This window comes from Amycolatopsis sp. cmx-4-83 (genome assembly GCF_046548815.1).
Taxonomy (GTDB): domain Bacteria; phylum Actinomycetota; class Actinomycetes; order Mycobacteriales; family Pseudonocardiaceae; genus Amycolatopsis; species Amycolatopsis pretoriensis_A.
The window spans coordinates 24,242-47,810 of the sequence record NZ_JAEBEF010000010.1 but is presented as its reverse complement, the minus strand read 5'-3'; the positions used below and the strand labels follow the sequence as shown (position 1 = coordinate 47,810).

The following is a 23,569-nucleotide window of genomic DNA, read 5'->3' as shown; positions in this document are numbered from 1 at the left end:
GCGGGTGCGCGGGCCGCCTCGTCCCGGTAGCTCAGCAGGACAGAGCGCGGCGCTACGAACGCCGAGGTCCGAGGTTCGACTCCTCGCCGGGACACCAGCAGTGCACCCCCGAACGAGCGCACAATGGAGGCATGACCACCGCCGCCGATCCCGTCGCCGGGTACGCCGGGTTCGCCGCTGCGCTGCGCGAAGCCGGGGTGGCCTGCGACGCCCACCGCGTGCAGGCCTACCTGGCCGCCGTCGCCGAGATCGACGTCGCCGAGCCCACGCAGCTGTACTGGGCCGGGCGGCTGACGCTGTGTTCGAGCCCCGACGACCTCCCGAGCTACGAAGAAGCCTTCAGCCAGTGGTTTTCCATCGAAACGCCGACTCCGCAGCGCACGAAGACCGCCGCGCCGAAGCAGGCCCGGATCGCGCCGCTCGTCGACGCCGAGGGCGGGGACGCCGAGGGCGGCGATGGCCAGGACCAGCTGAAAGTCGCCGCGAGCGCCCAGGAAGTGCTGCGCCACCGCGACCTCGCCGCGCTGACCACGGCCGAACGCGAACACCTGCGTGAGCTGCTGGCCACCCTCAAACCGGTGCCCCCGAAACGGCCGGCCGCCCGGCGGACGCCGTCGCGGCGCGGCCGGCTCGACCCGTCGCGCACGCTGCGCGCCATGCTCGCCAGCGGTGGCGAGCCGCTCAAGCTCGTGCACGCCCGCCGCGGCACGCGCCCGCGCCGGGTGGTGCTGCTCATCGACGTTTCCGGTTCGATGAGCCCGTACGCCGACGCGCTGCTGCGGTTCGCCCACGTCCTGACGCGGTCCGCGCCCCAGGCGGTCGAGGTCTTCACCCTCGGCACGCGCCTCACGCGGGTGTCGCGCCAGCTGCGCCAGCGGGACCCGGAACGCGCCATGCTCGCGGCCGGCTCCGCGGTGCCCGATTTCGCCGGCGGCACCCGGCTCGGCGAGACGCTGCAGGCGTTCCTCGACCGCTGGGGCCGCCGCGGGGTGGCCCGCCGCGCGGTGGTCACGGTGTTCTCCGACGGCTGGGAGCGCGGCGACACCGGCCTGCTCGGCGAGCAGCTCGCCCACCTGCGCCGGCTCGCGCACGCCGTATTCTGGGTGAATCCCCACGCCGGAAGGGCGGGGTACGCTCCGGTCCAGTCGGGCATCGTCGCGGCGCTGCCCCACATCGACCGGCTGCTGGCCGGGCACACCCTGGCCACCTTGGAACAACTGCTCCGGGAGATTGCCGATGCGTGACGTACTGGACGACGTGTTCCGCCGCTGGACCGACGGCGAGACCGTCGGACTCGGCACCGTGGTCGCCACCTTCTCGTCGGCGCCGCGCGCGCCCGGCGCCGCGATGGTCGTCGCCCCCGACGGCACCGTCGCCGGCAGCGTGTCCGGCGGCTGCGTCGAAGGCGCGGTCTACGAGCTCGCGCAGGAGGTCGTCGCCGAGCGCAAGCCGGTGCTGCAGCGCTACGGCGTCACCGACGACGACGCGTTCGCGGTGGGCCTGACCTGCGGCGGGATCATCGACATCTACGTCGAGCACGTCGACCGCGCGTCGATGCCGGAGCTCGGCGACGTCGTCGCGTCGGTGCGCGGCGGCGAGCCCGTCGCCGTGGTGACGGTGATCGAGCACGAGCGTGAGGGCCTGGTCGGCGAGCACATGATCGTCTGGCCGGACCGCACCGCGGGCTCGCTCGGGTCGTCGCGGATGGACGACGCGGTGGCCGACGACGCGCGCGGCCTGCTGGCCAGCGGCCGCACCGGCACCCTGCACTACGGCCCGGACGGGCAGCGCCGCGGCGAGGGCATGGCGGTGTTCGTCAACTCGTTCGAGCCGCCGCCCCGGCTGCTGGTCTTCGGCGCGATCGACTTCGCCGCCGCGATGGCCCGCATGGGGGGCTACCTCGGCTACCAGGTCACGGTGTGCGACGCGCGGCCGGTGTTCGCCACCAGCAGCCGCTTCCCGGACGCGCACGAGGTCGTCGTCGACTGGCCGCACCGCTACCTGAAGGCGGAGGCGGACGCGGGGCGGATCGACCAGCGCACGGCGATCGCGGTGCTGACCCACGACCCGAAGTTCGACGTGCCGCTGCTGGAGATCGCGCTGCGCCTGGAGGTCGGTTACGTCGGCGCGATGGGCTCCCGCAAGACCCACGACGACCGGTTCGCCCGCTTGCGCGAAGCCGGGATCACCGAGGGGGAGCTGGAAAGGCTGTCCTCGCCGATCGGTCTCGACCTCGGTGCCCGGACACCGGAAGAAACCGCCGTCTCGATCGCCGCGGAGATCATCGCGCTTCGGTGGGGTGGCGGCGGCAAGCGGCTCGCCGAGCTGACCGGACGCATTCACGGCTGATGAAAGCCCCCGGGCGGCACTGCTCCGGGTGGCTTACAAAAGTTCACCCATCCGGACTTCCGCACGTGCGGAGTTGCGCAGTGCTTTCCCGCGCATCTGCGGAACAAGTAGTTGAACGTGTGACATCAGGGCTTGTCCGCGCCAAGGTCGCGTAGCACGCTCGGGAGTCTGTGAGCCCGATCACCTCGGGCAGGCCGTTCCCGAACCGGCTTTTGGAGGCCTGATGCGCATCACCGTCACCGTCGACGGGACGAAGTACACCGACGAAGTCGAGCCCCGCACCCTGCTCGTGCACCACCTGCGCGAAAAGCTCGGCAAGGTCGGGACCGTCGTCGGCTGCGACACCAGCAACTGCGGCGCGTGCACCGTCCACCTGGACGGCCACAGCGTGAAGTCCTGCTCCGTGCTGGCCGTGCAGGCCGACGGCTGCGAGGTCACCACCATCGAAGGCCTCGCCCGGGACGGGCAGCTGCACCCGGTGCAGAAAGCCTTCCACGACAACCACGCCCTGCAGTGCGGGTTCTGCACGCCCGGGATGATCATGCAGTCGATCGACCTGCTGGCCGACAACCCGGATCCGGACGAACAGGCCGTCCGGGAAGGACTCGAAGGCAACCTCTGCCGCTGCACCGGCTACCAGAACATCGTCCGGGCGGTCCGCGACGCCGCGCAGAACATGAGCCCCGGCGCCGGCCCCGAAGCGGAACGGATCTCCGAGAACAAGCACGTCGGCGTGGGTGGTGACTGATGACCGCCACGATCGAGCCGGAGGTCGGGAAGTCCCGCCGCCGCAAGGAAGACGAACGGCTGATCACCGGCCGCACCCGCTGGACCGACAACCTCGCGCTGCCCGGGATGCTGCACATGGCGGTCCTGCGCAGCCCGTTCGCGCACGCCAAGATCGTCTCGATCGACACGTCGGCGGCGAAGGGCGCCGCCGGGGTGGTCGCCGTGTTCACCGCGAAGGACCTCGACCCGGACAGCTCGATCGGCATGCCCTGCGCGTGGCCGATCACGCCGGACATGAAGGCGCCGCGCCGCCCGGTGCTCGCCGCCGACCAGGTCAACTTCGCCGGTGAGGGCGTCGCGGTCGTCGTCGCGCGGACGTCGGCCGAAGCGCACGACGCGCTCGAAGAGATCGACGTCGAGTACGACGAGCTCCCGGTCATCCTCGACATGGAAGCCGCGATCGCCGACGGCGCCCCGCTCGTCCACGAAGACCAGGGCAGCAACACCAGCGCCGTCTGGAAGTTCGACTCGGCCGAAGCCGGCACCGGCGGCAACGTCGAAGAGGCCATCAGCTCGGCGGAGGTCGTCGTCAAGCGCCGCTTCCGCCAGCAGCGCCTGGTCCCGGCGTTCATGGAGCCGCGCGCCTGCGTCGTCGACCCGACGGGCACGCAGCTCACCATGTGGTCGGCCACCCAGGTGCCGCACATCCTGCGCGTGATGTCGGCGCTGACGCTCGGCATCCCCGAGCACAAGCTGCGCGTGATCGCCCCGGACGTCGGCGGCGGCTTCGGCGGCAAGATCGGCGTCCTGCCCGAAGAGATGATGTCGCTGCTGGTCGCGCAGAAGCTCGGCAAGCCGGTCAAGTGGAACGAGACGCGCTCGGAGACGATGCTCGCCGCGCACCACGGCCGCGACCAGATCCAGGACATCACCATCTCGGCCACCCGGGACGGACAGGTGACCGGCCTCAAGGTCGAGCTGCTCGCCAACCTCGGCGCGTACAACGGCCTGGTCGGCACCGGCGTGCCGATCCTCGGCGCGTTCATGTTCAACGCGATCTACAAGTTCCCGGCGTACCACTTCGCGTGCACCAACGTGTACACGACGACGACGCTGACCGACGCCTACCGCGGGGCCGGCCGGCCGGAAGCGACGTTCGCGATCGAGCGGATCATGGACGAGCTCGCCGTCGAGCTCGGCGTGGACCCCCTGGAGCTGCGCGAGAAGAACTGGATCAAGCACGAGGAGTTCCCGTTCACCACGGTGTGCGGGCTGACCTACGACTCGGGCAACTACGAAGCCGCGACGGCGAAGGCCAAGCAGCTCTTCGACTACGACGGCCTGCGCGCCGAGCAGGAGAAGCGCCGCGCGTCCGGCGACAAGGTCCAGCTCGGCATCGGCATCTCGACGTTCACCGAGATGTGCGGGCTCGCGCCGTCGCGGGTGCTCGGCTCGCTCGACTACGGCGCCGGCGGCTGGGAACACGCGGCGATCCGGATGCTCCCCACCGGCAAGGTCGAGGTCATCACCGGCGCGTCCGCGCACGGCCAGGGCCACGAAACGGCGTGGAGCCAGATCGTCGCCGACCAGCTCGGCGTCGCGTTCGAGGACGTCGAGATCATCCACGGCGACACCCAGTCCTCCCACAAGGGCATGGACACCTACGGGTCGCGCTCGCTGGTCGTCGGCGGGATCGCCGTCGTCAAGGCGGCGGAGAAGGTGGTCGCGAAGGCCAAGCCGATCGCGGCGCACCTGCTCGAATGCGCCGAGGACGACCTGGAGTTCGCCAACGGCAAGTTCACCGTGAAGGGCACCGACACCTCGACCGGGATCGCCGACATCGCGCTCGCGGTGTTCGCGGCGCACAACCTGCCCGACGGGGTCGAGCCGTCGCTCGACTCGGACGCCACGTTCGACCCGGAGAACTTCTCCTACCCGCACGGCACGCACCTGTGCGCGGCCGAGGTGGACACCGAGACGGGCCGGATCAAGCTGCGGTCCTACGTCTGCGTCGACGACGTCGGCGTCGCGGTGAACCCGCTGATCGTCGAGGGCCAGGTGCACGGCGGGCTCGCACAGGGCATCGCGCAGGCGCTGTTCGAAGGCACCGAGCACGACGAGAGCGGCACGCTCACCACCGGCACGTTCGCCGACTACCTGCTGCCCTCGGCGGCCGACCTGCCGTCGTTCACCACCGACCGCACGGAAACGCCGTCGACGACCAACCCGCTGGGTGCCAAGGGCGTCGGCGAGGCGGGCACCATCGCCTCGACCCCGGCGGTGGTCAACGCGGTGATCGACGCCGTGCGCCACTTCGGGGTGAACGACATCGAGATGCCGTTGACGCCGATGCGGGTCTGGCACGCGATGCAGCACGGCACCACCGACGCGGGCGGCCCCGGCCGCGGCGAAGCCGGTGGCGGACTCGGTTCGATCGACGCCTCCGGAGGTGCGCAGTGATCCCGGCTCCCTTCGAGTACGCCCGACCGTCCACAGTGGACGAAGCGGTGCAGGCGCTGGCGTCGGCGGGCGAGGACGCCAAGGTGCTGGCGGGCGGGCAGAGCCTGCTCCCGGTGCTGCGGATGCGGCTCGCCGCGCCGACGACGCTGATCGACCTCGGGCGCGTCCCGGAGCTGCGCGGTGTGCGCGAGGACGGCGACGCGCTGGTGATCGGCGCGATGACCACGCACTACGACGTCCAGCACGACCCGCTGGTCGCCGAGCACGCGGCGCTGCTCAAGGCGGCGACCGACACGGTCGCCGACCCGCAGATCCGCCACCGCGGCACGCTCGGCGGCGCGATCGCCCACGCCGACCCGGCGGGCGACCTGCTGGCGCCGGTGCTCGCGCTGGAAGCGTCGCTGGTGGTGGCCGGGCCCTCGGGGCGCCGGACGGTGCCGGCCGCGGAGTTCTTCCAGGACCTGTTCACCACGGCGCTGGCCCCGGACGAGCTGCTCGTCGAGGTCCGTGTGCCCAAGCACACCGGGTGGCGGGCGCACTACGAGAAGTTCAACCGGGTCGCCCAGGCGTGGTCGATGGTCGCGGTCGCGGTCACGGTCCGCACCGAGGCGGGCGTCATCGAGGAGGCCAGGGTCGCGCTGACGAACATGGGCTCCACGCCGGTGCGCGCTTCGGGCGTCGAAGCGGCGCTGGTCGGCGTCCAGGCCGCGGCGGATTCGATCCGCGCGGCGGCGTCGCACGCGGCCGAAGGCACGAATCCGCCGGTCGACGGCAACGCCGACGTCGAATACCGCCGCCACCTGGCGAAGGTGCTGACGGGCCGTGCCATCGCGGCGGCGGCCGGGGCCTGAGGACTCCGGTCGTCCACCCTGGCCGCGGCCCCGGCGGCGGCTAGGGTGGGCACCGGACACCCCAGGTCTGGCAGAGAGGAGGTCGGCCCGTGCGGCTCGACCACGAATTCACCGTCCCGGCCCCGATCGGCGAGGTCTGGCAGGCGGTCGTCGACCCCGAGCGCGTCGCCCCGTGCATGCCGGGAGCCACGCTGACCAAGGTCGAAGGGGACGCCTTCAGCGGCACGGTGAAGGTCAAGCTCGGGCCGATTTCGCTGCTCTACAAGGGGAAGGGCGAGTTCCTCGAGAAGGACGAGACCGCGCACAAGATCACGATCAAGGCCTCGGGCAAGGACTCGCGGGGGGCCGGCACGGCGTCCGCGACGGTCACCCTGACGTTGACGGAGAGCGACGGCGGCACCCACGGTTCGGTGGCGACCGACCTGGCGATCACCGGCAAGCCGGCCCAGTTCGGGCGGGGCCTGATCAGCGAGGTGGGCGGCAAGATCCTGGACACGTTCGCGGGGTGCCTGTCGGGGAAGCTCGCCCCGGAGCCGGCTGCCGCTCCGGCGCCCGAGCCCGCTGTTGCGGCGGCGCCCGAGCCCGCGGTGAAGCCCGCGCCGACGACGGCGGAGATCAACACCGAACCCCGGCCCTCGGCACCGCAGCCGGACCGCCCGCCACTGCGCAGCGTCCCGGCGGCCCCGGAGACCGAAGCGATCGACCTGCTCGACTACGCGGGGCAGTCGGTCTTGAAACGGCTGGCGCCGGTGCTGCTCGGCATCGCCGCGGTGGCCGGCGTGATCGCGATCATCCGCGCGCTGCGCAAGTAGGCGGGTCCCGGCGAGCCGCATCGCTTCGCCGGTGCTCGCGGGCTCGGCCAAGGCCGTCGGCGCGATTTCGCTCGGCGTCGCCGCGGTCGCGATCATCGCGCCCTGTGCAAGTAAGCGCGCGCCGAAGGGTCGCGATCTACCCTGCGCAGATCTTCCGGCAGGCCGCCCGGTTCAATTCCGCCGGACCGGCGACGTGGCTCGCTCGAACGGCTACGCTGGGCGACCTGGTCGGCCGAACTTCGCGCAAGGGGTACGTCACGATGCCGGTTCGTCACATCGGCGGCTTCGGCTCTTGAGAGCCCAGGCCGCCGTGCGCCGGGAAGCGCTTTCCGACTGGCCGGGGTGGCCCGCGCGGTGGGAGATGTGGACCGCGGCGAAAACGCGGTGGATCGTCTACGCCCTCGGCTGCGAGCTGCTCGCCGTCGGCGCGACCGCCGTCGCGCTGGGTACCGGGTTCGGGGAGCCGGTGCGGCCGGTCTGGTTCGCGGTGCTCGTCGCGCTCGGGGTGGCGCAGGCCGAAATGTCGCGCCGCATCGAACGGCTGCGGCGGTGGATGAGCGGGCAGACGCACATCAACGTCACCTCGGTCTGGTACCTCGCCGGCGTCGTGCTGCTGCCGCCCGCCTGGGTCGCGCTGCTCGCCCTCGTGCTCTACGCCCACCTGTGGGCCCGGGTGTGGCGCCAGGTCCGGACGCGGCCCGCGCACCGCTTCGTCGCGAGCACCGCGTGGGCGATGCTCTCCTGCTTCGCGGCTTCGTCGGTGCTCGCCGTGCTGGGGTTGCACGGGACGCCGTTGCAGACCCCGCGCGGGTTGTTCGCGCTGTGCCTCGCCGCGGCGGTGTTCGAGCTGGTGAACATCGGGCTCGTGGCGGCGGGCATCTACCTCTACACGAGCCAGCGCTCGGCGGCCGACCTCATCGGGACCTGGGAGGACAACGCCTTCGAGCTGGCGACCCTCTGCCTCGGCGGGCTGGCCGCCTTGGCGCTGGTCGAGCAGCCCGTGCTGGTCGTGTTCGTGGTCGCGCCGTTGCTGCTGCTGCACCGGTACCTGCTGCTGAAGCAGCAGCTGCAGGTCGCCGCCGTCACCGACGAGAAGACCGGGCTGCTCAACACCGCCGGCTGGCACGACTCCGCCGTCCGGGAGCACGCCCGCGCGCTGCGCCGGGGCACCGGCAGCCGCTTCGCCGTGCTGATGATCGACCTCGACCACTTCAAGAAGATCAACGACACCTACGGCCACCTCACCGGCGACGACGTGCTGGCGGCCGTGGCGGTGGCGATCTCGGGCTCGGTGCGCCAGGGCGACACGGTCGGCCGGTTCGGCGGCGAGGAGTTCGTGGTGCTGCTGCCGGGCATCGGCCACGGCGACGTGCTCGCCATCGCCGAACGCGTGCGGGTGGCGGTGGGCGAGCTCAACGTGGTCATCTCGACCGGCGGCGGGACGGTCCGGGTGAGCGGCCTGTCGGTGTCGATCGGGGTGGCGTGCCACCCCGGCAGCGGCCATGCGCTCGACGACGTGCTCCGCGCCGCCGACGCGGCGCTGTACCGGGCGAAGGAAGCCGGCCGCAACCGCGTCGCCGTGTGACGAACGGCGCGAAATAGCCGCCCGCGCAGGCCGTTGAACCCGGTATGAGCGGCGCGGATCACGAGACGGACGTGGTGGTGATCGGGGCCGGCCAGGCGGGCCTGTCCGCGGCGTACCACCTGCGGCGCGCCGGCTTCGCCAACCGGACCGGCTTCGTCGTGCTGGACCACGGGAAGCGCGCCGGGGGAGCGTGGCAGTACCGGTGGCCGTCGCTGGTGCTCGGCAAGGTGCACGGCATCCACGACCTGCCCGGCATGGCCTTCGGCTCCCCGGACGTGACGCGCCCCGCCTCCGAAGTCGTTTCCGAGTACTTCGCGCGCTTCGAAAGCGTGTACGACCTCCCGGTGCAGCGCCCGGTCGACGTCCGGTCGGTGACGCGGGCGGGCGACCGGCTGGTGGTTTCGAGCCCGGCGGAGTCCTGGGCGGCGCGGGCCGTGATCAGCGCGACCGGCACCTGGGACCGGCCGTTCTGGCCGCACTACCCGGGCCAGGAGACGTTCGCCGGCCGCCAGGTGCACACCGCGGACTACGCCGGGCCCGAGGACTTCCGCGGCGAGCGGGTGGTCGTCGTCGGCGGCGGCGCGTCGGCCGTGCAGCTGCTGATGGAGTTCGCCCCGCTCGCCCGCGCGACGGCGTGGGTGACGCGGCGCCCGCCGGTCTGGCGGGACGAGCCGTTCAGCGAGAACTGGGGACGCAACGCCGTCGCGAAGGTCGACGAGCGCGTGCGGGCCGGGCTGCCGCCGGAGAGCGTCGTGAGCGTGACCGACCTGGCCGTGACGCCGGAGGTGCGGGCCGCGCGGGCGGCCGGGATCCTGGAGCGCCGCCCGATGTTCGCCCGGATCGTGCCCTCGGGCGTCGAGTGGGCGGACGGCACGCGCTTCGACGCCGACGTGATCCTGTGGGCCACCGGCTTCCGCGCGGCGATCGACCACCTCGCCCCGCTGCACATCCGCGAGCCGGGCGGCGGCATCCGCGTGGACGGCACGCGGGTGGCGCTCGAGCCACGGCTGCACCTGGTGGGGTACGGGCCGTCGGCGAGCACGGTGGGGGCGAACCGCGCGGGGCGGGCCGCGGTGAGCGAGATCCGGAAGCTCCTGACCACGGCCTGACCGCCCACTTACGGGCGATTTGTGGCGTTTCGCCCCGAACCGCCCCGATGCCGTGAAATGATCATGGGGTGAAGAAGACACTGGGGCGTCTGGGCGCCGTCACCGCAATCACCGGTTCACTGCTCGGCCTCGCGGCGGGCACCGCTTCCGCGGGGAACCCGCAGTACATCCGCAGCTACCAGTGGCAGGCCGACTGCGAGCGCGCCGCGGACGAAATCCGCAGCGGGGCCGACCTCGCCGCGTACTGCCGGTGGGACCAGGGGCACACCGAGTGGGACCTGTACGTCCTCTCGCTCTGATCCCGCGAAGAAAAGGTGCCGCTCCCCGGCCGCAACCGGGGAGCGGCACCTTTTTTCGTGGCCGTCCCACGTCGCGAAGCAGTATCCCGGTCAGCGAAACAGGACAAGACAAGAACTTGTCAGGCCAAGCTACTCGCCGTTAAGGTCCGCTTAGTTAGGAAACTTTCTTAACTGTTTTACCCGACGCCGCAGCCCCGTCAAGCCACCGCCAAGGCCCTTAAGGAGTGCGACGTGCCGTCCACCCGATTACGACCCCTCGCCCGACTCGCCCCGGTGCTCGCCGCCGTGGTCCTGCTGCCCTCCGCCATCGCCGCGGCCGCCACCACCCAGGCCGCCGATGTGCTGCTCTCGCAGGGCAAACCCGTCGCCACCTCGACCGTCGAAAGCTCGTCCTACGCCGGGACCAAGGCCGTCGACGGCAGCACCACCACCCGCTGGGCCAGCGTCGAAGGAGCCGACCCGCAGTGGCTGCGGATCGACCTCGGCCAGTCCGCCGCCGTCCACCGCGTGGTGCTGAACTGGGAAGCCGCCTACGCCAAGAAGTACCGCATCGAGGTCTCCGACGACGGCACGACGTTCACCACCGCCGCCACCGTCGACAACGGCGACGGCAAGACCGACGACCTGACCGGGCTCACCGCCCACGGCCGGTTCGTGCGCTTCGTCGGCCTCACTCGCGCCACCGGCTACGGCTACTCCTTCTGGGAAATGCAGGTCTTCGGCAGCACCGACTCCTCCGGCGACACGCAGGCCCCGACCGTCCCGGCCGGGCTCACCGCCGGCACCGCGACCGCCACCGGCGTCCCGCTGAGCTGGAGCGCCGCCACCGACAACGTCGGCGTCGCCGGGTACGACGTGCTGCGCAACGGAACCGTCGTCGCCACCAGCGCGACGACGTCCTACACCGACACCGGGCTCACGCCGGACACCAGCTACACCTACGCGGTCCGCGCGCGCGACAACGCGGGCAACGTCTCGGCCGCGAGCACGCCCGTCACGGTGAAGACCGCGGCCGGCAGCCCGGGGTTCACCCTCGCCGCCGCCGGTGACATCGCCGAACGCTGCACGTCCAGCAGTTCCAGCTGCGCCCACGTCAAGACCGCGAAGCTCGTCGAGACCATGAACCCCGCGGCCGTGATCACCATGGGGGACAACCAGTACGACGACGCGCACCTGTCGGACTTCAAGTCCTACTACGACAAGACCTGGGGCAAGTTCAAGAGCAAGACCCGCCCGATCCCCGGCAACCACGAGACCTACGACGACACGCCGTACAAGGGCTACGACGACTACTTCGGCGCCATCGCGAAGCCGAACGGCAAGCGGTACTACAGCTGGGAAATGGGCAACTGGCACTTCATCGCCCTGGACTCCAACGACTTCGCCACCCACGAGTTCGGCCCGGACGAGCAGATGGCGTGGCTGAAGCAGGATCTCGCGAACAACAAGAAGGGCTGCGTCGCCGCCTACTGGCACCACCCGCGGTGGAGCTCCGGTGACCACGGCGACAACCCCGACAGCATCGAGCTGTGGAACCTCATGGCGGCCAGCAAGGTCGACCTGGTCCTCAACGGCCACGACCACGACTACGAGCGGTTCGTCCCGCAGAACGCCGACGGCAAGGCGGACGGAGGCGGCCCGGTCGAGATCGTCGGCGGCTCCGGCGGGGCGAGCCTCTACGACCTGAGCTCGCCGCACGCCACGACCGCGAAGCTGCTCAAGACCTACGGCGTGCTCAAGCTGTCCATGACCGACACGAGCTTCCAGTCGCAGCTCATCGGCGTCGACGGCAAGGTCCTGGACAGCAGCCCGACCTACACCTGCCACTAGGAGGGACGCGCATGTACATCGCGGCGAGCCGGACCTCGGACCTGGCGGCCGGCACCGACCGGAAACCCGCGCTGAAGCGGGTGTCCGCCAACGTGGTGGCGCTCGGCATGGTCAGCCTGGTCACCGACGTCTCCTCGGAGATGGTGACCGCCGTCCTCCCGCTCTACCTGGTGCTCGGCCTCGGGCTGAACCCGCTGCAGTTCGGGCTGCTCGATGGGCTCTACGCGGGTGCCACCGCGGTCGTGCGGGTGCTCGGCGGGCACCTCGCCGACCGGTGGCGGCGGCTCAAGGCGGTCGCCGGGTTCGGGTACGGCTTGTCCGCGGTGTGCAAGCTCGGGCTGGTCGCGGCCGGCTCGTCGGTCGCGGCGATCGGCGTCGTCCTCGCCGCCGACCGCACCGGCAAGGGGCTGCGCACCGGCCCCCGCGACGCGCTGATCTCGCTGAGCAGCGAGCCGGCGACGCTCGGCCGGTCGTTCGGGGTGCACCGGGCGATGGACACCGTCGGTGCGTTCCTCGGCCCGCTGGTGGCGATGGCCGTGCTCGCGCTGAGCCTCGGCAGCTACCCGAGCGTCTTCGTCACCAGCTTCTGCATCGCCGCCATCGCGGTGCTGCTGCTCGCCCTGTTCGTGCACGACCGGCCGGCCACGGCCGACCGCGCCGCCGTCTCCCTGCGCGCCGCGCTCGGCCTGCTGCGGCAGCAGGACTTCCGGCGCGTCGCGCTGTGGGCGGCGCTGCTGGGCCTGGTCACGGTCGGCGACTCGTTCGTCTACCTCGTCCTGCAGCGGCGCTGGGAGATCGCGGCGACGTGGTTCCCGCTGCTGCCGCTCGGCACCGCCGGCGTCTACCTGGTGCTGGCCGTGCCACTCGGCAAGCTCGCCGACCGGGCCGGGCGCTGGCCCGTGTTCCTCGGCGGGCACGCCGCGCTGTGCCTGGCGCTGGTGCTGCTCTGCGGCCCGCAGGCCGGGATCTGGCTGGGGATCGTCGCGCTCGGCCTGCACGGCGTGTTCTACGCGGCCACCGACGGCGTCCTGATGGCCGCCGCCGGGCCGCTCATCCCGCGTGACCTCCGGGGCACCGGGATGGCCGTCGTGCAGACCGGGCAGGCCGTCGCCCGGATGGTCTCCTCCGTCCTCTTCGGACTGGCGTGGACGCTGTGGGACCTGCGGCCCGCGGTGCTCGTCGCCGGGGCCTGCCTGGCCGCGGTCGCCCTCGCCGCCGCGATCGCGAAGCCGGTGCGCCCGTGAAGAAGATCGTGCTCGCCCTCGCCGGCACAGTGCTCCTGATCGCCGCGGCCGTCGTCTACACGGTCAGCTCGCGGCACGACACCGCCGAGGCCGGCCCGGCCGCGCAGCTCACCCTCGCACCCGGGCAGCTGTTCTACCGTGACACGGCCACCGGCCGCGTCGGCGCCGTCCCGCTCGCCGGAACGGGCGCGAAACCGCAGCTCAGCGGCCTGAAGTGCGACCGGTTCGCGGTGGCGCGGCAGACGGCGGTGTGCCTGGCCGTCAAGCCGGGCACGCTCCCGGCGGTCACCGACGTCCTCGTCCTCGACGGCGGGCTCGGCGTCCGCCACACCGAAACCCTGCCCGGCACCCCGAGCCGCGCCCGGGTCTCGCCGGACGGCAAGCGCGTCTACTGGACGTTGTTCGTCACCGGCGATTCCTATGCGCAGACGGGGTTCTCCACCCGGGCCGGACTGTACGAAGTGGACACCGGACGGCTCGTCAAGACGATCGAAGAGCTGCCCGTCTTCCTCGACGGCAAGCGCTACTTCGCGGCCGACGTCAACTACTGGGGCATCACGTTCGCCCCCGACGGCAACCGCTTCTACGCCACGCTCGGCAGCAAGGGCACGACCTACCTCGTCGAAGCCGACTACGGGCGCTATCGCGGGAAGGTGCTCCGGGAGAACGTCGAATGCCCGTCGCTGTCGCCGGACGGCAAGCGGGTGGCGTTCAAGAAGAAGGTCGGCGAGGGGGTCTGGCGGCTCTCGGTGCTCGACCTCGCGAACCTGCAGGAAACCGAGCTGGCGGAAACCCGCAGCGTCGACGACCAGGCGCTCTGGCAGGACGACCACACCATCCTTTACGGACTGGAGAACGCCGTCTGGGCGGTTCCGGCGGACGGCTCCGGCGCGCCGCGGCAGCTGGTCGGCGGCGCCGCGTCGCCCGCCGTCACGGGGTGACGCCGACCGCCGCGAACAGCGTCCGGACGCAGAGGTCGCGCAGCTCGGCCTGGGTGATCTTCGGCTGGTCGAGCCAGTCGAGGATGACGGTGGCGACGAACGCCAGCCAGCCGCGGACGGCCACCCGTGTCGTCTCGGTGACGGTGGTCAGGGCGCCGAGCGCGGCCAGGATGCGCTCGGCGTTCGCGGCCATCCCGGCCTCGCGGATCCGCAGGACCTCGCGGTCGGCGCCCGCGGCGGCGCGGTGCACGATGCGGTAGCCGTCGGGGTGCGTGCGCGCGAACTCGAGGTACACGTCGAGCCCGGCCCGCAGCTGCTCCGCCACGGGCAGCGCCGGGTCGGGCTCGCTCATCTCCAGCAGCTGGTCGCGCTGGCTGCGGACGATCTCGGCGAAGAACTCCTTCTTCGTCGGGAAGTAGTGGTACAGCAGGCCGCGCGAGACCTGCGCGATCTCCGCGACCTCCTCGATCCACACCTCGTCGTACGGCCGCTTCGCGAACAGCCCGGCGCCGATGGTCAGCAGCTGCTCCCGCCGCTCCTGCGTGCTCAGCCTGGTCCGCATGCCCCCGAGCTTACTTGACACGGGTTCAGTAGCGGGGGATCGTGAGCCTATTGGATCCGGGTTCAACAAGGAGCTACCGTGGACACCAGCGGGATTCCGCACCGGCCGGGCCGCCTGCCGGTGATCGGCGACCTGATCGGGGCCAACCCGCGCACGCCGCTGCAGGACACCGTGCGCATCGGCAAGCGGCTCGGGCCGATCTTCACCCGCAAGGTGTTCGGCTTCGAGATCGTCCTGGTCGGCGGCGTCGACCTGGTCACCGAGCTGAACGACGAAGCGAAGTTCGGCAAGCACGTCGGCATGGGCGTGGAGAACCTGCGCGCGCTCGGCGGCGACGGTCTGTTCACCGCCCACACCCACGAGCCGAACTGGCGGCTGGCGCACGACATCCTGCAGCCGGCGTTCTCCGCCGAGGCGATGCGCCGCTACCACCCGATCATGCTCGACGTCGCCCGCGAGCTCGTGGCAGCCTGGGACGCGGCGAGCGGCCCGGTCGACGTCTCGGCCGACATGACCCGGCTGACCCTGGAGACCATCGGCCGCGCCGGCTTCGGCTACCGGTTCGGCTCGTTCGAGCGCGCCGAACGGCACCCGTTCGTGACGGCGATGATCCGCGCGCTGCGGTACGCGCAGCTGCAGAACGTCAAGCTGCCCTTCGTCCGGCGCGCGATCGCCGGGACGCCGGAGCAGAACCGCGCCGACATCGCGGTGATGACGGACCTGGTCGACGAGGTCATCGCCGGGCGCCGCGGCAGCGGCGAGGAGAGCCGCGACCTGCTCGGCCTGATGCTCAGCGAAGGCCACCCGGTGACGGGGGAGCGCCTCGACCCGGTGAACATCCGCAACCAGGCGATCACGTTCGTCGTCGCCGGCCACGAAACGACGTCCGGCGCGCTGTCGTTCGCGCTGTACTACCTGACCCGCCACCCCGAACTGCTGGCGAAGGCCCGCGCCGAGGTCGACGCGGTGTGGGGTGAGCGCGAGCCGGGGTTCGCCGACGTCGCGAAGCTGCGGTACGTCCGCCGCGTGCTGGACGAGGCGATGCGCCTCTGGCCGACGGCGCCCGGCTATTCCCGCGAAGCACGTGAAGACGTCGTGCTCGGCGGGAAGTACCGGATGCGCAAGGGCGACTGGGTGATCGTCCCGCTCCCGCTGGTGCACCGCGACCCGGCGGCCTGGGGCGACGACCCGGAGGCGTTCGACCCGGACCGCTTCGAGCCGGCTGCGGTGAAGAAGCGCCCGGCGCAGGCGTACAAGCCGTTCGGCACGGGTGAGCGCGCCTGCATCGGCCGCCAGTTCGCCTTGCACGAGGCCGTTTTGGCGCTGGGCGTGGTGCTGCAGCGCTACGACTTCGACGTGGATCCGGCGTACGAGCTGAAGATCGTGGAGTCCCTCACGCTCAAGCCGAGCGGCTTCACCTTGCGGCCGCGGGTCCGGGCCGGCCTACGAACCCAGGTAGCGCAGCTGTCCTGACTTGCTCCGCTCGTACTCGTCCCGGCCCGCGAGGTGCTCGGGCACGCCGACCTCCCACCAGGCTCCGGCTTCGGTCCACGTCGACGGCTGCGTCTTCACCACGACCACCGCCGGCCGCCGTTCGGCCACCGACGCCTCCCGGGCCGACGCGTAAGCCGTCCGCAGTGAGTCCACTGTGGACGCCGTGAAGACCAGGCACCCCAGCGACTCCGCGTGCCGGGCGAAGTCCACTCTCGGCGGGGAAGCGTGCGAAGTCGTGCAGTCGGCGTAGAAGTTGTTGAACGGCTTCCCGCCCTGCCCCTCCTGGAGCCGCGCGATCACCGCGTAGCCGTCGTTGTCGCAGACGACCGCGACGAACGGGTGCCCGGCGAACGCCGCCGAGAACAGTTCCGAGTTCAGCATCAGGTACGAGCCGTCGCCCAGGAGCGTCGTCACCAGGCCGGGCCACGCGATCGCCGCGCCCCACGCGCCGGACAGCTCGTACCCCATGCACGAGAACCCGTATTCGACGTCCATCGACACCGAACCGGACCCTCGCCAGCCGCCGATCAGCTCGCCCGGCAGCCCGCCGGACGCCGTCATGACGTAGTCGCCGCCGGCCGAGAGGTCGTTCACCACCCCGACGACCTGCGCGTAGGACGGGACTTCCGCCGCGGCCGACCGCAACGAGTCGATGTGCGCGTCCCAGGAAGCGCGTTCCGCCGAAGCCCGTGACGTCCACGCCGGGTCCACCCGCCAGCTCTCCAGCTGCGCGGCGAGGTCCGTCAGGCCCGCGTCGGCGTCCCCGGTCACGGACAGGGCACCGTGCTTGACGGCGTCGAAGCGGGCCGCGTTCAGCGACACCAGCCGGACGTCGGGGGAGAACACCGTCCACGACGCCGTCGTGAAGTCCTGCAGCCGCGTGCCGACGGCCAGGACCACGTCCGCCTCGGCCGCCAGGACGTTCGCCGACGACGAGCCCGTGACGCCCAGCGGCCCCGCGTGCAGGGGGTGCGCGTGCGGCACCAGCGTGCGGCCCGCGGTGGTCTCCACGACCGGGATCCCGTGCCGCTCGGCGAAGTCGAGGGCCCGGCGCGCGGCACCCGAGTACCGGACCCCGCCGCCGAGCACCAGCAGCGGGCGCTGAGAGGCCCGCAGGACACCCGCCGCCTCGGTGACCGAACGCCGGTCCGGGCGCGGGCGCAGCGGCCGGTGCGTCACCGGGGCGAACAGCGCGTCCGGGAAGTCGTACGTCTCCGCCTGGACGTCCTGCGGCAGCGCCAGCACCACCGGCCCGCTGTCCGCCGGGTCCGTGAGCACCCGCGCGACCTGCGGCAACGTCGAGATCAGCTGCTCGGGCCGGGTGATCCGGTCGAAGTAGCGCGAGACCGCGCGGAAGGCGTCGTTCACCGTCGCGGTCGCGTCGCCGAACGGCTCGATCTGCTGCAGCACCGGGTCCGGCGCGCGGCTGGTGAACGTGTCGCCCGGCAGCAGCAGCACCGGCAGCCGGTTCGCGTGCGCGACCCCGGCCGCGGTGACCATGTTCAGCGCACCCGGCCCGATCGACGACGTCGCGACGCCGACCTGCCGCCGGTGCGTGGCCTTCGCCAGCCCGACCGCGGCCAGCGCCATGCCCTGCTCGGTGTGTCCGCGCCAGACGGGCAGTTCGTCGCGGTGTTCTTCCAGGGCCGTCCCGAGGCCGAGGACGTTCCCGTGCCCGAAGATCGCGAAGACGCCGGGGAAGAGCGGGACTTCGCGCCCGTCCAGGGTTTCGGAGCGCTGCGCCAGGATCCAGCGGACCAGCGCCTGAGCCGTCGTCAGCTTCACTGAACACGCCCTTCGTGACTCGTGACGGGGCACCGCGGGTCGAGGTCCTGCGACGCCCACGTATCGCGGACCCAGCTGTGCGCGGGGTCGTCGCAGAACGCCATGGACCGCTCTTCGGCCGGCCCGGCCAGGACGTTCAGGTAGTACATCGGGTAACCCGGCGCGGCCACGCACGGGCCGTGGTAGCCGCGCGGGATGAGGAACACGTCGTGGTCGCGCACGGCGACGTCTTCGTCCAGGTCGCCGTCGGCGGTGTAGGTCCGGTGCAGGCCGAAACCCTCGCGGGACGGCGTCACGCCGTCGCGCCCGGCGATCCGGAAGTAGTAGATCTCCTCGTTGACGACCTCGCACTCGGTCGCCTCGTCGTGCTTGTGCGGCGGGTACGACGACCAGTTCCCGCCCGGGGTGATCAGCTCGCACGCGTTGAGCTTGTCGGCGTGGTCCCAGACCCCGGGCACCCCGAAGTTGGTCACCTGCCGCGTCGCCTGCCCGGCCCCGCGGACCTCGACCGGGACGTCCTCGGCAGGTCCGTACGCCGGGGAAAGGCGGCGGGTGCACCGTGCCATCGGGAGCGCGACCTCCAGACCGTCCGTTGTCGACAACTCGACTTCGGCGTCACGCGGCACGTAGGCGAAGTCCGTCACGCGCGCGAAGACCGACTTCCGGCCGCGCAGCTCGAAGACCTGCCCGTCGACGCGGACCGTCGCGGAACCGGCCAGGGGCAGCACGAAGGCCTCGAACCCGCCGGTGTGCAGGATCCGCGTCTCGCCGGGCGCCAGCGACAGCACCCGCAGCCCGGTGTAGGTCCAGCCCGCGCTGTCCGGGGTGAGCCGGACCGGGTCGGTGTCGTCGGACAGTGTCCCGAGTGGACGGTGGAGCTTGCTCACTTCGCGGCCTCCAGTACCTTCGCGGCGGCTTCCACGGCCGCACCGACGTCGCCGTCGGGCGGGTAGAGCAGGGTGCGGCCGACGACCAGGCCGCGCACGACGTCGTGGCGCAGCGTCCGGCCCCACGAGGCCAGGTCGGCGGCCGGGTCGCCGGAGGGCACCCCGCCGAGCACGACCACCGGCAGCGTCGTCGCGCCGAGGACCTCGGCGGAGTCGGTCGAGGGCAGCTTGAGCCAGGTGTGCGCGGACGTCGCGCCGAGGCCGGAGGCCACCGTGACGGCCCGCGCCAGGGACACGGGATCCTTCTGCAGCACCAGGTTCCCGTCGTCCCGGCGGTAGGGGAGCGGCTCGATCATCGCCACCAGCCCGTACGCCGCCAGCTCGGTGACGGCGTCGGCGCACGCCTGCAGCGTCGGGATCGTGCCGGGGTCGGCGTCGACGAGCCGCAGCAGCATCTTGCCGCCGTCGAGCCCGCAGTCGACGAGCGTGCGGGCGTCGTAGCCGGTGAACCGGTCGTCGATCTCCCAGTCCGCGCCGGCCAGGCCGCCGCGGTTCATCGAGCCGAACACGACCTTGTCGTGCAGCGCGCCGAGCAGGAGGAGCTCCTCGACGACGTCGGGGGTGCCGAGGATGCCGTCGACCGCCGGGTTCGCCAGGGAGGCGAGCAGCCGGTCCAGCAGCGTCCGCCGGTCGGCCATGGCGAGCGGGTCCTCGCCGACGCCCAGCGCCCCGCGGGCCGGGTGGTCGGCCGCGACGAGGAACAGGGTGCCGTTGTCGGACAGCAGTTTCGAACGGCGTCTGCGCGTCGCGTAGGCCTGGCGGACCGCGCCCGGGTTCGTCGCCCGGGTGTGGAGGAGTTCGCGCCAGCGCTCGTCGGTGAGGATCACAGCAGCTCCTCGATCTCCTCGGCGGTCGGCATGGCGTCGGCGCAGGCCAGCCGGGACGCGACGAGCGCGCCCGCCGCGTTCGCGTACTTCGCGAGGCGCACCGGGTCCCAGCCGGACAGCAGGCCGTGGATCAGCGCACCGCCGAAGCCGTCACCCGCGCCGAGCCCGCACACGACCTCGACGCGCCGCGGCGGCACGGTCGACCGGCCGTCCGGCGTCGCCACCAGGACACCCTCGGCACCCTTCTTGATCACGGCGAGCCGCAGACCGCGCTCCAGCAGGCGGTCCGCGGCGGTGTCCGGGTCCGCCGTGCCGACGGCGACCTCGACCTCCGTGCGGTTGCCGACCGCGACGGTGACGTGGTCGAGCAGCCCGCCGATCTCTTCCCGCGCCTGCCCGGCCGACGGCCAGAACATCGGCCGGTAGTCGAGGTCCAGCACGGTGTGCTCGCGGCGGCCGCGCGTTTCGAGGATCTTCCGCTGGGTCGTGCGCGCGGGTTCGGCGGAGACGCCGGTGCCGGTGACCCACAGCAGCGGGACCGACGTGACGACGTCCCAGGGCACGTCTTCGTCGGTCAGCGTGAGGTCGGGGGCGATGGGGGAGCGGTAGAACAGCAGCGGCGGGTCCGCGGGCGGGTTCAGCTCGCAGAACACCACCGGTGTCTGGAGGTCCGGCGACGTGCCCACGTGTGCCGGGGACACGCCGAAGCCGTCGAGCGCCTGCCGGACGTAGTCGCCGAAGCCGTCCGGCCCGACCTTGGTGAGCACCGCCGTGCGCCGGCCGAGCCGCGCGGCGGCGACCGCGACGTTGGTCGCGGTGCCGCCGAGCGACTTGGCGAACGTGCTGACGCCGGCCAGCGGCACGCCGCTCTGCTCCGGGTAGAGGTCGACGCCCACCCGGCCGATCGTCAGCGCTTCGAGACTCACGCCTTCTCCACCTGCCGCAGTTCGTGTTCCAGGGCTTCCAGCTCCGCACCGCCCGCCATCTGCCGGGTCAGCTCGTTGATGTCGATGTCCTTCTTCTCGTACGCGCCGAGCGGAGCACCGCGTTTGAGGAGCAGGAACCGATCCGCGACCGGGAAGGCGTGGTGCGGGTTGTGCGTGATGAGCACGACGCCGAGCCCGCGGTCACGGGCCTGGGCGACGTACTTCAGCACCACCCCGGCCTGCTTGACGCCGAGCGCGGCGGTCGGCTCGTCGAGGATCAGCACCTTCGCGCCGAAGTACACCGCCCGCGCGATCGCCACGCACTGGCGTTCGCCGCCCGAGAGCGTCCCGACCGGCTGCTCGACGTCCCGCAGGTCGATGCCCATGTCGGACAACGCCTTCTTCGTCGTCTCGCGGCCCTTCTTCCGGTCCAGGAACCGGAACGGGCCGAAGCCGGTCGTCGGCTCCGAGCCGAGGAAGAAGTTCCGCCAGACGCTCATCAGCGGCACCACCGCGAGGTCCTGGTACACGGTCGCGATGCCGTGGTCCAGCGCCTCGCGCGGCGAAGCGAACCGCACGGGTTCGCCCTCCACGAGGAACTCGCCCCGGTCGTGCTGGTGCACGCCGGACAGGATCTTGATCAGCGTGGACTTCCCGGCGCCGTTGTCGCCGAGCACGCAGGTGACCTCGCCCGCGTTGACCACAGTGGACACTTCGCGCAGCGCGATCACGCTGCCGTAGGTCTTCCCGATGTCGCGGACTTCGAGCAGCGGGCTCATCGGCGTACCCTTTCCGCACGGCGCCGGAACGCGTTGTTCACCAGGACCGCGGCCAGCAGCATGATGCCGAGGAACAGCATGAACCAGTCGCTGTTCCACTGCGCGAACACGATGCCCTGGCGCGCCATGCCGAAGATCAGCGCGCCGATCGCCGCGCCCACCGCCGAGCCGAACCCGCCGGTGAGCAGGCAGCCGCCGATCACCGCGGCGATGATGTACTGGAACTCCAGCCCGATGCCCTGGTTCGCCTGGACGCTGGCGAAGCGCAGGATGTTGATCGAGCCGACGAGCCACGCGCCGAGCGCGGTGCCCATGAACAGCAGGATCTTCGTGCGCACCACCGGCACGCCGACCGAGCGGGCGGAGACCTGCGAGCCGCCGACGGCGAAGATCCAGTTGCCGAAGCGGGTGCGCATGAGCAGCACCGCCGCGACCGCCGTGACGACGATCCACCAGATGATCGACGACTGGAACTCGGTGCCGCCGACGTCGAAGGTGGACGCGAACAGCGCGCCCGCCGACTCGTAGCCGCTGGTCGAGCGCATCCCCGACACCTGGACGGTGCTGGTGACCAGCCGCGTGACGCCGAGGTTGAGGCCCTGCAGCGCCAGGAACGACCCCAGCGTGACGATGAAGCTCGGCAGCCCGGTCTTCATCACCAGCCAGCCGTTGAACGCGCCGACGCCGAGGGCGAAGGCGAGCGAGACTCCCAGTGCGAGCCAGACGTTCCAGCCCGCCTGCGTCGCCAGGATCGCCGTGACCAGCGACGTCGACGCCGTCATGACGCCGGCCGAGAGGTCGAACTCGCCGCCGACCATGAGCAGCGCGACCACGACGGCCATGATGCCCAGCGTCGAGGAGTCGTCGAGCCAGGTCGCCACGCCCAGCGGGCTGAGGAACTGGCCGGTGACGACGGAGAAGAAGACGAACACGAGCACGGCGCCGAGCAGCGCACCGATCTCGGGCCGGACGACCAGCCGGTCGGTCAGGCTCTTCTTCCCCACCCGTTCGTCCGGCTGGGCCTGGATCGCCGCCGTCATCAGCGCGTGCCGCGCTGCGCGTACGGGGCCACGGTGTCGATGTTGGTCTTGTCGACGAAGCCGGGGCCGGTCTGGACCGGCTTGCCGCCGCCGATGGTGTTGCCGTTTTCCTTGTACAGCTTGAGGAACACGATCGGCAGGTAGCCCTGCTCGTACTGCTGCTGGTCGACGGCGAAGAGGATCGTGCCCGCCTTGATGGCCGCGACGACGTCGGCGTTGAGGTCGAACGTCGCCACCTGCGCCTTCGAGCTGGCCTCCTTGGCCGCGTCCACCGCGCGGGCCGCGACCTGCGAGTTCAGCGCCAGCACGGCGTCGATCGACGGGTCGGACTGCAGCGCGCCGCGGATCCGGGCCTGCGCGTCGGTCGGGTTGGAGATGTCGACCTGCAGCGTGGAGACGGTGCCGAACGTCTGCTTCGCGCCGTCGCAGCGCTGGTTCTGGCCGATGTTGCCGGCCTCGTGGATGACGCACAGCAGCTTCGTCTTGCCCGCCGCCTTGAGCCGCTGCCCGGCGCCCTGGCCCGCAAGGCCTTCGCTCTGCCCGACGTGCGCGATCGCGCCGAAGGCCGCGCTGGAGTCCTCGCCGGAGTTGATGGTGACGACCGGGATGCCGGCCTTGACCGCGTTCTGGATCGACGTCTGCAGCGCCTGCGGGTTCGCCATCGAAACCACCAGGCCGCCGACCTTCTGCGCGACCGCGTTGTCGATCAGCCGGGCCTGGTTGCCCGGGTCGCCGTCGGCGAAGTAGTCGACGCCGACGTTCAGGTCCTTGCCCGCCTGCTCGGCGCCGTTCTTGACGACGTTCCAGAAGGCGTCACCGGACGTGCCGTGGGTGACCACGGCGATCTTCAGCGGGCCGCCCGTGCTCGGGGCCGCGGCCGACGAGTTCGCGCTGCTGGCCGAATTGTTGTCGGCGGACGGGCCGCTGCACGCGGACAGGACCAGTCCGGCGGCGGCGATCGCCGCCACACCGGCCAGCTTCTTCATAGAGAACACAGTCA

Annotated in this window: 21 protein-coding genes and 1 tRNA gene; 14 read left to right on the top strand and 8 right to left on the bottom strand. The window is 71.8% G+C overall.

What is annotated here, in order from left to right:
- The first annotated feature begins 20 nt into the window (after positions 1 to 20).
- From ACLJQM_RS29780 to ACLJQM_RS29720, 13 genes are all read left to right on the top strand, one after another.
- Positions 21 to 97: transfer RNA gene (locus tag ACLJQM_RS29780), tRNA-Arg, on the top strand.
- 34 nt (positions 98 to 131) lie between these two features.
- Positions 132 to 1,244 carry a vWA domain-containing protein gene (locus ACLJQM_RS29775; protein ID WP_360782668.1) on the top strand — a complete coding sequence of 371 codons (1,113 nt, stop codon included), beginning with the start codon at positions 132 to 134 and terminating at the stop codon, positions 1,242 to 1,244.
- The gene (locus tag ACLJQM_RS29770) at positions 1,237 to 2,349 is read left to right on the top strand and encodes an XdhC family protein (RefSeq protein ID WP_247013162.1); all 1,113 of its coding nucleotides are present in this window, start codon (positions 1,237 to 1,239) and stop codon (positions 2,347 to 2,349) included. Before ACLJQM_RS29775 ends, ACLJQM_RS29770 begins: the two co-directional genes overlap by 8 nt.
- Before the next feature lie 223 nt (positions 2,350 to 2,572).
- The gene (locus ACLJQM_RS29765) at positions 2,573 to 3,097 is read left to right on the top strand and encodes a (2Fe-2S)-binding protein (protein WP_247013161.1); all 525 of its coding nucleotides are present in this window, start codon (positions 2,573 to 2,575) and stop codon (positions 3,095 to 3,097) included.
- Positions 3,097 to 5,538, top strand: coding sequence for a xanthine dehydrogenase family protein molybdopterin-binding subunit (locus ACLJQM_RS29760; RefSeq protein WP_247013159.1), 2,442 nt, complete (start codon positions 3,097 to 3,099; stop codon positions 5,536 to 5,538). Before ACLJQM_RS29765 ends, ACLJQM_RS29760 begins: the two co-directional genes overlap by 1 nt.
- On the top strand, positions 5,535 to 6,389 hold the full coding sequence (locus ACLJQM_RS29755; protein WP_360782663.1) for an FAD binding domain-containing protein: 855 nt from the start codon (positions 5,535 to 5,537) through the stop codon (positions 6,387 to 6,389). Before ACLJQM_RS29760 ends, ACLJQM_RS29755 begins: the two co-directional genes overlap by 4 nt.
- A gap of 89 nt (positions 6,390 to 6,478) precedes the next feature.
- Positions 6,479 to 7,201 carry an SRPBCC family protein gene (locus ACLJQM_RS29750; RefSeq protein WP_410633626.1) on the top strand — a complete coding sequence of 241 codons (723 nt, stop codon included), beginning with the start codon at positions 6,479 to 6,481 and terminating at the stop codon, positions 7,199 to 7,201.
- Between the two features lie 361 nt (positions 7,202 to 7,562).
- Positions 7,563 to 8,786: a sensor domain-containing diguanylate cyclase gene (locus ACLJQM_RS29745; protein ID WP_360782782.1), complete on the top strand. Its 1,224-nt coding sequence runs from the start codon at positions 7,563 to 7,565 to the stop codon at positions 8,784 to 8,786.
- A gap of 44 nt (positions 8,787 to 8,830) precedes the next feature.
- Complete coding sequence (locus tag ACLJQM_RS29740) at positions 8,831 to 9,895, top strand: NAD(P)-binding domain-containing protein (protein ID WP_247013151.1); 1,065 nt, start codon at positions 8,831 to 8,833, stop codon at positions 9,893 to 9,895.
- Between the two features lie 68 nt (positions 9,896 to 9,963).
- Positions 9,964 to 10,194, top strand: coding sequence for a hypothetical protein (locus ACLJQM_RS29735; protein ID WP_247013149.1), 231 nt, complete (start codon positions 9,964 to 9,966; stop codon positions 10,192 to 10,194).
- 273 nt (positions 10,195 to 10,467) lie between these two features.
- Positions 10,468 to 12,024, top strand: coding sequence for a discoidin domain-containing protein (locus tag ACLJQM_RS29730; protein ID WP_360782779.1), 1,557 nt, complete (start codon positions 10,468 to 10,470; stop codon positions 12,022 to 12,024).
- Between the two features lie 11 nt (positions 12,025 to 12,035).
- Positions 12,036 to 13,268 (top strand): MFS transporter, encoded by a 1,233-nt coding sequence (locus ACLJQM_RS29725; protein WP_410633624.1) that lies wholly within the window; start codon positions 12,036 to 12,038, stop codon positions 13,266 to 13,268.
- Positions 13,265 to 14,209 (top strand): TolB family protein, encoded by a 945-nt coding sequence (locus ACLJQM_RS29720; RefSeq protein WP_410633623.1) that lies wholly within the window; start codon positions 13,265 to 13,267, stop codon positions 14,207 to 14,209. The genes ACLJQM_RS29725 and ACLJQM_RS29720 overlap by 4 nt, the downstream gene beginning before the upstream one ends.
- On the opposite strand, the gene ACLJQM_RS29715 is transcribed toward ACLJQM_RS29720, so the two are convergent.
- A complete protein-coding gene (locus ACLJQM_RS29715; protein ID WP_410633622.1) occupies positions 14,199 to 14,771 on the bottom strand; it encodes a TetR/AcrR family transcriptional regulator in 573 nt (190 codons plus the stop codon). The genes ACLJQM_RS29720 and ACLJQM_RS29715 overlap by 11 nt on opposite strands.
- A 78-nt stretch (positions 14,772 to 14,849) precedes the next feature.
- On the opposite strand from ACLJQM_RS29715, the gene ACLJQM_RS29710 reads away from it, so the two are divergent.
- Positions 14,850 to 16,244: a cytochrome P450 gene (locus tag ACLJQM_RS29710; protein ID WP_410633621.1), complete on the top strand. Its 1,395-nt coding sequence runs from the start codon at positions 14,850 to 14,852 to the stop codon at positions 16,242 to 16,244.
- Here ACLJQM_RS29710 and iolD read toward each other — a convergent pair.
- Genes iolD through ACLJQM_RS29675 form a run of 7 tightly spaced genes read right to left on the bottom strand, consistent with a single transcriptional unit; the run spans position 16,215 to position 23,564 of the window.
- The gene (gene iolD / locus ACLJQM_RS29705) at positions 16,215 to 18,050 is read right to left on the bottom strand and encodes a 3D-(3,5/4)-trihydroxycyclohexane-1,2-dione acylhydrolase (decyclizing) (protein ID WP_410633619.1); all 1,836 of its coding nucleotides are present in this window, start codon (positions 18,048 to 18,050) and stop codon (positions 16,215 to 16,217) included. The genes ACLJQM_RS29710 and iolD overlap by 30 nt on opposite strands.
- Positions 18,047 to 18,937, bottom strand: a complete 891-nt coding sequence (gene iolB / locus ACLJQM_RS29700; protein WP_410633618.1) for a 5-deoxy-glucuronate isomerase — start codon at positions 18,935 to 18,937, stop codon at positions 18,047 to 18,049. The genes iolD and iolB overlap by 4 nt, the downstream gene beginning before the upstream one ends.
- Entirely contained in the window at positions 18,934 to 19,824 is an 891-nt protein-coding gene (locus tag ACLJQM_RS29695) for an aldolase (protein WP_410633617.1), read from the bottom strand. Before ACLJQM_RS29695 ends, iolB begins: the two co-directional genes overlap by 4 nt.
- Positions 19,821 to 20,750: a 5-dehydro-2-deoxygluconokinase gene (gene iolC / locus ACLJQM_RS29690; RefSeq protein ID WP_410633616.1), complete on the bottom strand. Its 930-nt coding sequence runs from the start codon at positions 20,748 to 20,750 to the stop codon at positions 19,821 to 19,823. The genes ACLJQM_RS29695 and iolC overlap by 4 nt, the downstream gene beginning before the upstream one ends.
- Entirely contained in the window at positions 20,747 to 21,529 is a 783-nt protein-coding gene (locus ACLJQM_RS29685) for an ATP-binding cassette domain-containing protein (protein WP_360782629.1), read from the bottom strand. The genes iolC and ACLJQM_RS29685 overlap by 4 nt, the downstream gene beginning before the upstream one ends.
- Positions 21,526 to 22,569: an ABC transporter permease gene (locus ACLJQM_RS29680; RefSeq protein ID WP_247013129.1), complete on the bottom strand. Its 1,044-nt coding sequence runs from the start codon at positions 22,567 to 22,569 to the stop codon at positions 21,526 to 21,528. Before ACLJQM_RS29680 ends, ACLJQM_RS29685 begins: the two co-directional genes overlap by 4 nt.
- Positions 22,569 to 23,564, bottom strand: a complete 996-nt coding sequence (locus tag ACLJQM_RS29675) for a sugar ABC transporter substrate-binding protein (protein ID WP_360782623.1) — start codon at positions 23,562 to 23,564, stop codon at positions 22,569 to 22,571. Before ACLJQM_RS29675 ends, ACLJQM_RS29680 begins: the two co-directional genes overlap by 1 nt.
- Positions 23,565 to 23,569 lie beyond the last annotated feature (5 nt).

Coding starts and splice junctions, on each gene's coding strand:
- ACLJQM_RS29740 (WP_247013151.1), top strand. CDS start 8,831: ATGAGCGGCGCGGATCACGAGACGGACGTGGTGGTGATCGGGGCCGGC.
- ACLJQM_RS29775 (WP_360782668.1), top strand. CDS start 132: ATGACCACCGCCGCCGATCCCGTCGCCGGGTACGCCGGGTTCGCCGCT.
- ACLJQM_RS29725 (WP_410633624.1), top strand. CDS start 12,036: ATGTACATCGCGGCGAGCCGGACCTCGGACCTGGCGGCCGGCACCGAC.
- ACLJQM_RS29715 (WP_410633622.1), bottom strand. CDS start 14,771: ATGCGGACCAGGCTGAGCACGCAGGAGCGGCGGGAGCAGCTGCTGACC.
- ACLJQM_RS29770 (WP_247013162.1), top strand. CDS start 1,237: ATGCGTGACGTACTGGACGACGTGTTCCGCCGCTGGACCGACGGCGAG.
- ACLJQM_RS29760 (WP_247013159.1), top strand. CDS start 3,097: ATGACCGCCACGATCGAGCCGGAGGTCGGGAAGTCCCGCCGCCGCAAG.
- ACLJQM_RS29745 (WP_360782782.1), top strand. CDS start 7,563: ATGTGGACCGCGGCGAAAACGCGGTGGATCGTCTACGCCCTCGGCTGC.
- ACLJQM_RS29765 (WP_247013161.1), top strand. CDS start 2,573: ATGCGCATCACCGTCACCGTCGACGGGACGAAGTACACCGACGAAGTC.
- ACLJQM_RS29685 (WP_360782629.1), bottom strand. CDS start 21,529: ATGAGCCCGCTGCTCGAAGTCCGCGACATCGGGAAGACCTACGGCAGC.
- ACLJQM_RS29680 (WP_247013129.1), bottom strand. CDS start 22,569: ATGACGGCGGCGATCCAGGCCCAGCCGGACGAACGGGTGGGGAAGAAG.